We start from the raw sequence: 13,993 nt of genomic DNA on the forward strand, positions 1-13,993 counted from the left end.
ATGGCTAATAATCAACTGGATCCCGCATTACAGGAACTTGTCGCAGAGATTGAAGAAATCTCTGCGCGTGTGACTGGTTTAATTCAGCTTAGCGAAACATCCGAGCTGAATGCCACACAGATCGATGCTTTGTATCGTGATGTGCACACATTAAAAGGTTCATGTTTACTGTTCGGCTTTCATGAAATGGGAGCTTTGGCTCACGAACTTGAAACTCGTATGGAACCCGTGCGCAAAGGCTATGTGCAATTAAAAGCTGTCGGCGTTGACCGCCTGCTTAAAGCCTTTGACCTGTTCGGCGAATTCAGTCGTGCGCATATCGTAAAAATGACGCCCGATTTTAAAGAAAAGGTTCAACAGATGACATCAAGTTTTAAATCAGGAACACAGCAAGCTGCTCCTGCACAGACTTCGTCGCCTGCTCCAGCACCTGCTGCACCTCCCGTAGCACAGACTTCACCAGCCGCTTCTTCGACTCCTTCCCAACCGGCGGGCGCAGATGAAGCCAATACTACGGTTCGTGTACCAGTAGCTTTGTTAGATAATTTGATGACCATGATGAGCGAAATGGTTTTAGTTCGTAATCAGGTTTTACAAATTTCTAACCGCAGCGATGATCTTGAATTTTTAAATCTAAGCCAGCGCCTCGACGTGGTTACTTCAGAATTACAATCTGAAGTCATGAAAACACGTATGCAGCCGATTGGTAACGTTTTAAGTAAATTTCAACGTGTAGTTCGCGATCTTGCTAAAGAATTAAACAAAAAAATCGATCTGACTTTAGAAGGTACTGAAACTGAGTTAGATAAATCGTTAATCGAAGCGATCAAAGATCCATTAACTCATATTATCAGAAATGCGTGCGATCACGGGTTAGAAACTCCGGAAGAGCGCCGTCAATCTGGCAAATCTGAGCATGGCCAGATTTTAGTTCGCTCATTCCACGAAGGTGGCCAAGTGATCATCCAGGTCACTGATAACGGTCGTGGTTTAAACCGCGATAAATTAATCAAAAAAGCCCTTGAAAAAGGGATTATCACGCAGGAAAAAGCCGCAAAAATGACTGATCGTGAAGCCCACGAGCTGATCTTTGCCGCAGGCTTTTCGACAGCGGCCAATGTAACAAATATTTCTGGCCGTGGCGTGGGCATGGATGTTGTTAAAAACAATATCGAAAAAATTGGTGGCCGCGTTGAGCTAAAGAGCGAATTAGGTAAAGGCATGACTTTATCGTTAAAAATTCCTCTGACATTAGCGATCGTGCCGGCAATGATTATCAAATCAGGTGAAGAGAAATACGCCATCCCACAAGTAAAACTTGTTGAATTAGTGCGCGTAGAAAATAACCCCGATTCTGATGCCGAAAAAATTGAATATATCCAGGGAAAACCGGTCTTTCGTTTACGCGGTAAATTATTGCCACTGGTGATCTTGGGTGAAGTTTTAAAACCAGACAGCAAAAAAGAACATTCAAGCTACAATATCGTGGTTTTAAATGCTGATAACAGATACTTTGGCTTGGTGGTGGATGAAATCCACGATACAGCCGACATCGTTGTAAAACCTTTAAGCCGCTTTCTGAAAAACCTTTCGGTTTACTCAGGCGCAACAGTTTTAGGCGATGGTTCAGTGTCGTTGATCTTGGATGTTATCGGTCTTGCGAAGTACGCACAGCTTACCGCTGCCCGCCCGCAGGATGAAGATGCTGCATTACAGGCTCGCGATTTAGTTTCAGACCAACAAGAATTCTTATTCTGTAAAGTCGGCGCGCCGACAGTACATGGATTACCATTAGCGGTGGTACACCGTCTTGAAGAATTTCAGTGGGCTGATATCCAAATGGCCGGCGAAATTCCGGTGGTTCAATACCGTGAGCAGCTACTTCCGATTATGTCGATCCATGAGTACTTAGGTTATGGAAAATTCGACATCGTAAGTCTTTCGCAGAACTACCCGACCTGTAAGGCCGTTGTGATCAAGAAAAACACTAAACTTTATGCACTACAAGTGCATGAAATTTTAGACGTGATCTCGACATCAACTAATATTGACGATGCTTTCTCTGACCGTAAAGGCGTTTTAGGAAGCTTGCTGGTCAATGGCGAAGTGTCTGTGATTATCGATGCTTACCAATGCGTAGAACATCTTATGAATAAGATGGCTCCTGCGCAGGCGTCTGAGCGCGTGCCAGATTTAGTTTCTTATGTTGAAGAACAAAAGAAATTTACATCTAAGCCGTTAAACGTTAAATCGTGCAAAATTCTATTGGTTGAAGATTCTAACTTCTTTAAACGTCACTTAACAGCGATCTTAAAGAAAAACCAATTGCATGTTGTTGTCGCAAATCACGGCCAGGAAGCTTTAGAACTATTGGCACAGGATAACTATGACTTAGTTTTAAGTGACATCGAAATGCCGGTAATGAATGGTCTCGAGTTCGCAAAAGCTGTACGTATGCAAGAGATGTACAAAGATCTTCCGATGATCGCGATCACGACAAAGTTTTCTGAAGCTTACGCTGAAGAAGGTTTTCAGGCCGGATTTAACGAATATTTAGAAAAAATCAAAGAAACAGAGCTTGTAGAGACGTTATTTAAATACTTAACGTCTGTAAAAGCGAAAAAACAAGGAAACGTGGCTGTATGAGTTTACAAGAACAAGCCTGCACATTCTATCTTGAAGACCGCATGTACGCGCTAGATGTGCAACAAGTGCAAGAGGTTACCAAAAGTTTACCGATCACACCAATCCCTTTAGCACCATCATACGTTAAAGGATTAATCAATCTGCGCGGCCAGATTGCGGTGTCGATTGATTTACGCGAATTATTCGGCTTACCGAAACACGAAAATACCGAACTGACTAACACGATCGTTTGTCGCACAGACGGTATTTTGATGGCTTTTCCGGTCGACCGTGTCGGTGACGTCGTTGAGAATGATTACAACAATTTCGAAAATACCCCAGAAACTGTAGAGCCAAAAATTGCCCAGTTTATGAAAGGCGTTTTCAAATCACAACATGACATTTTAAGTATGCTTGATATCGAGTCGATCTTGAAGTGCCTAGACCTTAACGGGAAAGCGTTGGCAAACGAAGCCTAAGATATATGAGCAAGAAACTAAATGTTCTCATTGTAGATGATTCTTTAGCGGTGCGAGCCCTGCTGCGCAAAACACTTGAGAACGAACCTCAAATCGAAAGCCTGCTGACCGCTTCAAACGGTCGCACGGCTATGGATTATTTTAATGAAAAAAAACCAGACCTGCTGGTTTTAGACATGAACATGCCGGAAAAAAATGGCTTGCAGGTTATTGAAGACATCAGAGCAAAAAACTTTCAGACGCCAGTGATTCTATTTTCAACCGCTGGCCAGGCTCCTGAAACCTTAAAGGCACTGCAATTTCCACAAGTAGATTTTTTAGCTAAAGATGAGCAAACAGATACAGCACTTACCGGATCGTTAGAAGATAATGTCAATCGCTTAAAAGCCCGTCTTTTGCCAAAAATTTTTCAGTTCTTTCAATTTATTAAAGATACTGATGCAGCAGCAGCTGCGAAAGCTGCTCTTGTGCAGGCAAAACCGGCCAAGCTTCAGAAAAAAGCTTTTTCTGCTTTAGCGACTTTTAAGCCCGATGCGGTAACAATTGCCAGCTCTACCGGTGGGCCACGCGCTTTAGAAGCGCTCTTTGATGGCTTAGGCCGCTTTGTCGACAAACAATTTGGTCCGATGTTTATCGTGCAGCACATGCCGGCTGGATTTACATTACAGTTAGCCGAACGTTTATCAAAGATTTCAGGTTTACAGTTCAAAGAAGCTATTCACGAAGAAACTGTACGACCAAGCACGATTTACATTGCGCCGGGCAATTACCACATGGAGCTGCGTGCAGATCCGGATAAAACTGTTAAAATTATTCTTCATCAGAAAGAGCAACGTCACAGCGTTCGCCCGTCTGCTGATTTTATGTTTGAAACAGCCGCACCGATCTACCGTTCAAAAATGCTGAGTATAGTCTTAACCGGAATGGGCGAAGACGGCATTGAAGGTATTCCTCATATTAAAAAATATATGGGCCGTGTTGTTACCCAGACAGAAGCTACTTGCGCAGTGTATGGCATGCCGAAGGCAGTTGACGATGCCGGGCTTTCTGATGGTTCAGAAGACCTTCAAGGTATTCGTCAGATTCTGATGAACCACTTTTTCTTCAAAGTAAAGGATGTTGCTTAGAATGAATCCGATGGTAATTGATTTTTTTGCAAACTATATCAAAGAGCAGCTCGGTATTGTCTACGAACGTAGTAACTATTACCAATTAGAAAAGCGCCTTGAAGAGCTGGCAAAAAGTGAGAACTGTGCCACTATTGAAGAACTAGCAAATAAGGCCCTCAATGGCATCAGTGGAACATTTAAAACCAAATTGTTAGACTTAGCCACAAACAACGAAACTTCATTTTTTCGTGATCCAAAAATTTTTGAGATGTTAGAAAAAGAAGTATTCCCGCACTTTATCCGCCATAAAGTTCATGAAATCCGTGTTTGGTCAGCGGCCTGCTCTTTTGGTCAAGAAATTTATTCTGTGCTGATGTTAAATCAGGAAATGGCTTTGGGCGCCCGTCCCGAAATCCGAGAATTTCTTGCAACAGATATCTCCGAGAAGGCTTTAAAAAAAGCGACCGAAGGAATCTATAACCATATTGAAATGGGCCGCGGCTTAAATCCGCACCTGCAAAACAAATATTTTATTCCCGCCAAAGAGGCCAATCACTGGCAGGTTAAAGTTGACCTGCGCAGAAAGGTTCAATTTAGAAGCCAAAATCTTTTAGACCCATTTAACCATCTGGGAAAATTTGATTTGATTTTATGCCGCAATGTTCTGATCTATCAAACCGTCGATAAAAAAACCAATATTATCGACCGCCTGTATGATCAGTTAACCGACAACGGCATTCTGGTGATGGGGGTTGGCGAATCGATGATAGGTTTATCAAACAAGTTTGAACAACTGACTAAGGGGTCGGTATCTATCTATCGTAAAAAACAAAATGCAGCCAGTAAAGCTGCATAACATAAGGAACTTTGATAATGAACGCGATGATCAACGAAGAAGATTTAAAGGAATTCAGACAAGAAGGCAGCGAATTGCTCGAGGCTGCCGAAAAAGCTTTATTATCTTTAGAAGATGGTGCCAACTACCAGACGCAGTACAATGCGATCTTTCGGGCCTTTCACAATCTTAAGGGCGCTGCCGGCATGATGGAGATGTTAGATCTTCAGGCGCATACCCACGTTTTAGAAACAGAGCTGGTTTCGTTAAAAGATAGCTCTAGTCTTTCTTCAGACCAAATTGATTACTTTTTAAAAGGTGTAGACAAGGCTAAAAAAATGCTTTGGGGCGAAAGCTTCGATCCAGGTGCAAGCGAAACAGCTGTGGCACCGGATAATGTCGTAACTATGCCTGCGGCGACCGCGCCAGTTACTTCACAGCCTGCGCCTTCCGCATCGCCGGCTCCGGTGATTCAATTTGAAGCTAAGCCAAAAAAATCTGTGCTTGAGCCTACCCGGTTTTTACTTTTCAGTGACGGCGCCGAATTAACACAATTAGAAGCTGATCTTAAAAGTTTTAATTTTGAGGTTCATAATCACAGTGACTATATCGACGGTATTACTAAATATGACACCTTAAAACCGCATGTGATCTTTATTTCTCCGAAATTTTGCCAGACCACGCCTGAAGAATTAAAATCAATTCTTAAAAAAGATGGCCATGTTCAGTTATTTGTTGATTTTGACTTTTCAAATATTCCGGTAGATTTTTTAGTGAGATATATCCGGACTCATTTCGAAAATGCGAATTTAAAAGACTTAGCTAGCGAAGCATCACAATTGTTAAAGTACCAGTTTGCCGACCTTCTTGACTACTTACGTTCGCAGGACAAAGAGCACGTCGAAAAGACTTTAACTGAAGAAATGCGCGATTTTTTAAATTACAAATCGATGATTAACCAAAAATATAAATAACGCTGATTAAGCTTACTTCTTATCGTTGATAGCTTTTTCCAGACGATCTAAGCGCTCTTTTAACAGTTGGTTTTCAGCTTTGATTTCGGCGTTTTCAGCCTTAACCGATGCTAATTCGCGGGCCTGTTGTTTCATTTGCAACTCTACCCCGGTGACTCTTAAATATACCGATTTAATAGCTTCAGTGATAAATGGGATTAAACCATCGTAATAAACCTGCAACAGACCACGGTCGTCTTCGCGCACAAGTTCCGGTAAGACTTTTTGCAGTTCTTGCGCTTTATAGCCCGTATGACGGCTATCTGAAGGTGAGGTTTTAAAGTTATAGCTCACCGCCTGTAGTTTTAAGATTTTGTCTAAGGCATTGATTCCGCCGATATCGACGAAATTTTCTTTTAACCGCTCATCTGACGAGCAAGCAATACCAGATCCTGCAGCTGCCGGAGTGATCGTACAAACCCCGTCGACGTTCTGAAAATTGGCCACCGGGGTACCGGTTCCAACGGTTGCATCTCCGACATGTAAAAGTCGTGAAGGGTTGTTATTGTTAATTCCTACATAACCTGCACCCGTAGTTCTTAAATGAATATGGCCACCAGGAATTTCGTTGGTAAAAGCAAAATCATTGGAAACATTGTTTGCAAAACCAATCCACGATTTTCGGCCTGCGGCAAAGCCGTCTGGAAAATACTGAATATAAGTATGATCATTACCTTCTAAATTTAAAGAGCCACCGTTACCCACAACATGTAATGCAGATTGTGGGTTCGTCGTGCGCACACCGACATTACCAATGGCCTTTACAGTCAGTACGTCATAACTGTTGGCGGTAGAACTCGTTCCCACCCCGGCCGTGAAAATCGTTTGATTTGTCGTAGTTCCTGCGGTGCGCACCTGTAAACCGTTAGCACCTGCAGAAGTTGAAATATTTGATATCGCCGCCGCATAACCGGCCGCATTAGTATGCCATGAAAATGAATTCGAGCTTTGTCCGGTACCACCGGCATCACCGACATTGGTATTATTCGCCGTCATTGGGATATTGGATAATAAATTTGATGGCGTGTTCGCACCAATTCCGATACCAACAGCTCCAAGTGCCGAAACATGCATACGTGTTGTCGATGAGGTGCCGATATATATTGGACCGTTCTGATAGTTCATTACGGCCAACGTCGCATTACCAGTTGAACCGAAGCCGACATAACCGTAATCACTATTTTCTGCACGCATTAATAAATACGGACGCCCGTTTGTGCCTGAAGCTTCGATCGTCATCGCCGGCATGGTGACTGTGGTATTGCGGACCACATGCAATGGCGCATCTGGGTTCGTGATATTGATACCGACGTTGTTATTGTACTGGGTTAAGACCCCACTATAAATAAAATTACCAGCGTGCGCTGCCACTGCATCAGTTTCGGTGCTTGATTCGGTAAAAGTGCCATCGTCTATCGGCATTTCAATGTAGGCGGTAATGGTTTTGTCATCCCCTGGGGCAGCCCCCAGATTGATTCGGCGTAAGCGGAAGTTGGCCGTCTGCGAACCTGAGCGGTTAATCTCCAGGTCAAACTCAGTATATGACAGAGTATTATTTGCAACTTTGTCCGGAACCACTCTAAACCAATTTGCACTTCCAACATCCCAGGTCAACGGGATAGAATAAGCTTTTGTGATCGATGAATTGTTACCGGCAATTTTAATCACCATACGTAGGTAACCTGCCCCGTGGGCAAAGCCAGAATAAGTACCAAGATTTACCGTATCATCAACTAAGGTCGTGGGCGTAAAAGTACGTACAGTTGTTAATGCGTTTAAATTGCTTGCGCTGATACGGCCATTAACGTCCAACGTCGTAGTCGGTGCACTTGTGCCGATACCAATGTTGCCTGATGAATCAATGCGCATGCGTTCAGCATGATTGGACCCCAAAATTAACGGCGCCGATACAGTCGTACCGATAAGCATTGCTGTTGTGCCAGTCTGTCCCCATAGCCAAACCGCGCCGGCATTTGCAACGCCCCAGTTAGTGCCAGTTGCCGCACTTCCCAACACTCTGTATACACTTGTTACTGAATCGCTTCCAGCCCAGAACCCGGCCTGGCTAGTTGCAGAAGTTGTCTGACTTCTAATGAAGCCAGCACCTGTAGACTGAACATCCAGAAGATGACCAGGATTTGTCGTTCCAATACCAACTCTGCCTCCTGCTGGAGCCAACAAAACATTTCCTTTATTTAAATCCGTTGTCGAATCAAGCGTTAATGAACCACCGCTCACAGTTGAGCCATAAACAAATGGCGAAATCATTCCACTAGTTGCTGTGATACTAGACCCTTGAAGATTTGCAGACGTGGTGATTGATCCTGACGCGTTGATGTTACCAGCGACTCCCAAACCACCCTGCAAGATGAGCGCACCGGTTTGGGCGTTGGTTGAAGCGGCGGTGCTTGAAACAATCACCGAACCCGTCGGCGCAAGTGTTATGTTACCTAAATTTGAAATGGTCGAAACATTATCAAAACTGCCAGGATTGGCAACGGTTGCAATCGCACGACGTGTATTCGAAGAGTTCGTGATATAGTAATAGTTGCCATCGTATTCAACCGTCCCTGATTGCGGTGAAGCTAGTAATGTTCCTTGCGAAAATTTTAACGGCGCAGTATCTGCAGTACCGGCTGACAATTGTAATTTTGCGGTAGGCGAAGTTATACCGATACCTACGTTACCAACCATATCTGCATGTAAAACGGTTTGTGTCCCAGAAGAATTTCTTCTAAAAATTTGAAAGTAACCATTTGTCTGAGCTAGAGATCCAGCAGTTGCACCGCCATAAGAAATCACCGCTCGCCCCGGATTGGTTGATTCATTTTCCCCGTAAAGACTAAGTTTAGATCCCTGCGAGAAACTTGGACCACCATAAATATCTAACGCAGAAAAATCATTATCGCGTTGAACTACTCTTGTTCCCGAACCAGTGATCATCATATCACCGTTAAGATCAAGTTTTGCTGCAGGAGTTGTTGTGCCTATACCAATGCTTCCGGAAGCAACAATAGTCATTGCCGTAGTGTCTAAAGTAGAAGATTTACTGGTTCTAAAATTAATTGAACCACTTACAACCCTTTGTTCGATATAGCTTGGCCCCGCACGGAAAAACCCGACAGAGTTACCTGTATAGCGGGCATAGTACGCATCAGCCATCATACCCACTTGCAATGAATTGCCACTCAAATTCAGTAGTTGTTCTGGCGCACTCGTACCTATACCGACGTTCAATCCTGAATAATAAATGCCGGAACTTACCGATGTCCATTGTGAGCTTGTGATCGCGCTCACTGTTGATGTTAGCGCAGTAAAGCTGGTTGCAACCTGCGCTGATAAACTTGATACCGTCGATGACAGCGTTGTCACACTGACGCTGTTTGCCGGCGTGTAAGTTAACGCCGAAACAATCGCGGCACTTGTGGCCGGTAACTTATTGGTAAATGTTAAGTAATCATTATAAGAAATTAAACCCGCCGTCGTGGTCGCGGCAGATGCAAACGGGATATTTAAGGTGTGGACACCGTTAGCCGTTGCGAAGTTCGGGTTATTTCCGACTGTACCGATTGCAAAGTTTTGTGTGCCTGACGTTGAACCATTTAGTGATTGTAGACCTGCGCCACTTACACCGAATGCTGACCAGCTTGTGCCGTTACAGTACTCGACTGCACCGGCGTTGTAACGAATCGTACCCGCGTGGCTTACCGTACAATCAGCCGCAAAGCTAATACGAATAGCTCCAGAGACATCCAGTTTTGCCATCGGCGTTGTGGTACCGATACCAACATCACCTGGGCCGGTAATTCGCATGCGCTCGAGTGATGGCGCGGTAGTACTTGCTGCGCGCGTGTGAAAACGCATGGAAGTCATTGCACTCGTTGCTGTCCAGTCCTCATCGGCAGACATTAAAATCTTTGCCGCCGATGTGTTAATGTATCCTGATGGCCCTCGCCCGACGGCTGCGATTTCCAGGAGCGCTTGCGAGCTTGATACGGCCTGGGGCGAAGATTCTGTCCCGTTAGAGCGTACGAAATACAAACCCGGAGTACCAAAAGATTCAATACCTACCGCCGTAGCTCCTGAATTAGAGCGCCGTAGGTGTAATAAATAGTTTTGTGCTGAATTTGAAACACCGATACCGACATTACCTGCAGTGTAACTGATACCTGATGCTTCCGATGTCCACTGCGAACTGATGAGCGCAGCAAAACTTGCAGCAACAGTTGATTGAAAACTGGAAACATTTCCTGCCAGAGAGGCTACTGTCGATGACACCGAAAATGCTGTGGCCGAAACAGAAGCTATGGCCGCATCTGTAGTACCTAACGCTGAAGTCAGCGCCGTAACACTCACCCCGTCTGCCGGTGTGTAGCCTAGAGCTGTTATGACTGAACCCGAAGTTACAGTGCCCGATCCACCAACGGCCACACAAGAAAAGCTTGCACCGTTATAACGGATGGCCTCGCTCGCCCCGCACGATGGGATCAGCGACAGCTGCGCAAAACCGGATGCATCGATGCCATTTAATTTTTGTGAATCATTGGCGTACATCGCATACGGAACCGCATTGATTGTCATTGCCGGCAGGGTTTGCCAGCCGCTTGCATCCTGAAACTGCATGACGATTCGGCGCGTGTCATTTGCCAACGGTGTGTAAAGCGCAGGTGCCCCACCACCGGTATCACAGGCCATATTAGGCGTCGCATTACTGAAAATCTGTTCGAACGTGGTGCTACTTGCAGGATAAGTTTTTAAACCGCTACCCAGCGAAAAAGAAATTAACCCACCCGAGTTAAACATGCTTACACCCGAATAAGATTCAGTGTAGAGAATGCAAGTCGCCGACGGATCTAAAATGGTAAAACGAAAATTTACACTTGGGGCTTCGAGCGGATAGCCATCGGGTTTAACGATCTTGGCCTGATAGGTAGTGCGCGACGGACCGGCAAAGACATTAGCCGCAAACAGCAAAAATGCTGTCAGAAAAATATAGATCAAAAATGATGGCTGCAAGGCCTGCCGACGTACCAACTTCACTGGTAACTTGTCGGCATTTTTGACAGTTTTATTGAGTTTTCAACTTTAGAATTCGTTCTGTTTTAAGACAAAATCTGTCTCAAACTTCGACTTTCGTCGGGATATTTTTACTTTTTTTTAAAACATTAAACCGTTTACTTACAGATAGGCGCCGCAGGATCCTTGGCACACAAGTAAGCGCGAATCTCGTTAAGCTGTTTGTCTTTGTCGGCGTTTTGTTGTTTGAGAAGTTCATTTTCTTCTTTAATCGAAGCAATTTGTCTTTCTTGCAGCTCTAACTTAACATCGTGCCCGACGACTTTATGATAAAGTTGTTTGATCGCATTCACCGCTGTCCAGAAAACCGCATCACTGGTAAAATGTAGAAAACCTTTTTCATCTGTACGCACAGATTCAGGAATAACTTTTTGCACGTCCTGGGCGCGGATACCGACATATTCTTTATCCGATGGTAAACCTAACGGATTATTCTTTTTATAACTAAAATAAATGGTTTCTAACCCTAACAGTTCATCTAAGCCACGGGTAAACGGCGCACGCGAATCTTTAAGACGCATATCGGAAGCAATCGTCCAGGTGTTAGTGCCAGGTTTTGCTGCCGAATCTGTTCCTAACTGTAAAAGATAGGTCGGTGATCCGTGATTAATACCGACATTACCTGTTGAAGTCACAACGACCCGTTGGGTATTTGAAACACTATCAAAAATATAAAAATCGCGGCCGCCGCTGACATTGGCATCTACACCGATTTCCATTTGTGTCGTACCATTTGATTTAAAATAAATACCGGATCTTTTGTGCGATCCATTGGTCGTATTTAAAGTAAAATAAGTTGCCCCGCTTGATGCTACGGTTAAACGGTCATTCGACAAACTTGTTCCGATCATAAAATTACCGTTGGCATCAAAGCGCGCCCGTTCTGAGTAAGCATGCGTGGATCCAGAAGTTAATCCTGTATTGGTAAAAAACTGAATAGAGCCGTTATTCACAGTAATTGCCCCGGCCCCCGAAGAATCAGTCACCCAGTTGGCTCCATCGTAACGTGAAGAACTTAAAATAAGACCTTCACCGCTTGTTGGCACGGTAATATAACCCTCTGATGTATTATTCACTACCGCAATTTGTGAACCGGACACCGTTGGCCGAGAAACATCTAAACGCGCTGATGGCAATGCCGTACCGACACCGACATTTCCTAAAGTGTCGATAACCATACGCATAGTATTAGCTGCGCCATCATAAATATAAAATTTGTTCGCAACACCATGTGCATTTTCTGCGGATCCGCCTACACCCAGGCGAAATTCTCGTCCATCAGCTGCAAACTGCGCTTCAGAATAAGCGCCTGGGCCACTGGCTGTTGCGGTAATACGTAATCCGCGCGTTGTTCCCGTGCCCGAACCAGAAATATGCAACAGTGTTGACGGAGCGCTTGTACCAATGCCGACATTACCGTTTGAAGTGTTAATCGTAAAATTAGAGTAATCTTCAACCGAACCGAATCGGCGCGCGATCGAAAACGTATTACCTGAGTTACCGGTATTTTCGTTAGAAAAACCTAAGATCATTCCTACCGAACCGCCGTCTTGTGAAAAAATCAGGCGCGGATTATCACCTTCATTATTGTCATCAGTGTCGGACTCAAGCGTGAGAACGGCATCACCGCTGCTGCCTGATGAAACTTCTAATAGCGAGGTCGGAGCCGAAGTGCCGACACCTACATAACCATTACCCATCACTGTAAAACGCGCTTGTTTACTATCATAATCGCCAATATGAAATTTATCTTGCGCAGAACCAGCACCATCAAAGTCATCAGTTGGCTGAATCCAAAATTGGCCAGCGTTATCTGTTGTCTCATCGATCACTATTTTACTCGGATCATTTTTACCCGCAGCCATTTGACGCATATAAATCGTTGCCGGAGTTCCACTTGCGATAATACTTAAGTTATAGCCTGGATTGGTATCTCCTAAACCTAGATTACCGTTTGGTCGTAACGTCATTAATGAGGTTGTCACCGGCGAGCTGACAAAAAAATCAGGACTGCTTTCAAAGTGAAAATAACTACTTTCAGCACGGATACGGATATCATCAGGATCGCTGACTGAGGCATCTTTAAACGTTAATGTCGGTTGAAAGTTATGCACGACAATACCGTCATCGTCATCTTCTAAGGCCAGCGCAGGATTATTACCAGCATACACATGTAACGGGCCAAGCGGAGTCGACGATGTACCAATTGTTACACCCCAGCTACGAATCCCCAGACTTGGATTGCGCGTATTGTTATTACCACGGGACGCAAATAAAAAACCGCCATCAGGGCTAGAGCCATTAACGTCGGTTTTCTCAAAAACCATACCGTCGTAGTTCGTACCAAAAACATCTTCTTCGTACGACCAGCGCATCCCATCGTAGGTCGGCGTTCCGCTGGAAGCTGATTCGCGCATATAAAAGAAAGTTCCGGCGTTCTGCGAAACCTTGATTGCACCGTTAACTTCTAGTTTAGCGGTTGGGTTGGTCGTGCCTAGTCCTAAATTACCTTCATCATCTAAACGCATGCGTTCGGCTTGCGTTGTCGTGCCGGATGCGGTAGTGGCAAAAGTCATGTAAGTACCATGATTACCCGAGGAAAAATTCTGATCTGCACGAATTAAAATTGCACCAGTCGAACCCGAACCAAATGAAGATCCATCATAGCCCAGTGCAGAGAATGAACCTAAAACGTCATTCGCTAGTACCGCAGTCGGTGCCTCGATCGTACCACGTGAGCGGTGTAATTCTAAATTTGGCTGCGTGCTAAAACCTGTGCCGCTGTACTGCAAGCGAAAACCTTTAAGACCAGCTTCAGATCTTATATCGACCTTAGTTATCGGAACCGAAACACCG

The 13,993-nt window shown here is 44.5% G+C and carries 7 protein-coding genes; 5 read left to right on the plus strand and 2 right to left on the minus strand.

What is annotated here, in order from left to right; genetic code table 11:
- The 5 genes from AC04MM_RS13715 to AC04MM_RS13735 are packed head-to-tail and all read left to right on the plus strand — an operon-like array spanning position 1 to position 6,022.
- Positions 1-2,646, plus strand: a complete 2,646-nt coding sequence (locus tag AC04MM_RS13715; protein WP_475380944.1) for a hybrid sensor histidine kinase/response regulator — start codon at positions 1-3, stop codon at positions 2,644-2,646.
- Positions 2,643-3,104 carry a chemotaxis protein CheW gene (locus AC04MM_RS13720; RefSeq protein WP_475380945.1) on the plus strand — a complete coding sequence of 154 codons (462 nt, stop codon included), beginning with the start codon at positions 2,643-2,645 and terminating at the stop codon, positions 3,102-3,104. The genes AC04MM_RS13715 and AC04MM_RS13720 overlap by 4 nt, the downstream gene beginning before the upstream one ends.
- A gap of 5 nt (positions 3,105-3,109) precedes the next feature.
- The gene (gene cheB / locus AC04MM_RS13725; protein WP_475380946.1) at positions 3,110-4,231 is read left to right on the plus strand and encodes a chemotaxis-specific protein-glutamate methyltransferase CheB; all 1,122 of its coding nucleotides are present in this window, start codon (positions 3,110-3,112) and stop codon (positions 4,229-4,231) included.
- Between the two features lies 1 nt (position 4,232).
- Positions 4,233-5,069, plus strand: a complete 837-nt coding sequence (locus AC04MM_RS13730) for a CheR family methyltransferase (protein ID WP_475380947.1) — start codon at positions 4,233-4,235, stop codon at positions 5,067-5,069.
- Between the two features lie 17 nt (positions 5,070-5,086).
- Positions 5,087-6,022, plus strand: coding sequence for an Hpt domain-containing protein (locus AC04MM_RS13735; protein ID WP_475380948.1), 936 nt, complete (start codon positions 5,087-5,089; stop codon positions 6,020-6,022).
- Between the two features lie 12 nt (positions 6,023-6,034).
- Here AC04MM_RS13735 and AC04MM_RS13740 read toward each other — a convergent pair whose 3' ends face one another.
- Positions 6,035-11,101 carry a tail fiber domain-containing protein gene (locus tag AC04MM_RS13740; RefSeq protein WP_475380949.1) on the minus strand — a complete coding sequence of 1,689 codons (5,067 nt, stop codon included), beginning with the start codon at positions 11,099-11,101 and terminating at the stop codon, positions 6,035-6,037.
- Between the two features lie 134 nt (positions 11,102-11,235).
- Positions 11,236-13,993, minus strand: a 2,758-nt coding sequence (locus AC04MM_RS13745) for a tail fiber domain-containing protein (RefSeq protein ID WP_475380950.1), incomplete at its 5' end; no start/stop codon positions are given.

Source organism: Bdellovibrio sp. SBM16 (assembly GCF_056175625.1).

What these genes read in the sequence shown, in the direction of transcription:
- cheB (WP_475380946.1), top strand. Translation starts at nt 3,110, where the DNA reads ATGAGCAAGAAACTAAATGTTCTCATTGTAGATGATTCTTTAGCGGTG.
- AC04MM_RS13735 (WP_475380948.1), top strand. Translation starts at nt 5,087, where the DNA reads ATGAACGCGATGATCAACGAAGAAGATTTAAAGGAATTCAGACAAGAA.
- AC04MM_RS13730 (WP_475380947.1), top strand. Translation starts at nt 4,233, where the DNA reads ATGAATCCGATGGTAATTGATTTTTTTGCAAACTATATCAAAGAGCAG.
- AC04MM_RS13720 (WP_475380945.1), top strand. Translation starts at nt 2,643, where the DNA reads ATGAGTTTACAAGAACAAGCCTGCACATTCTATCTTGAAGACCGCATG.
- AC04MM_RS13715 (WP_475380944.1), top strand. Translation starts at nt 1, where the DNA reads ATGGCTAATAATCAACTGGATCCCGCATTACAGGAACTTGTCGCAGAG.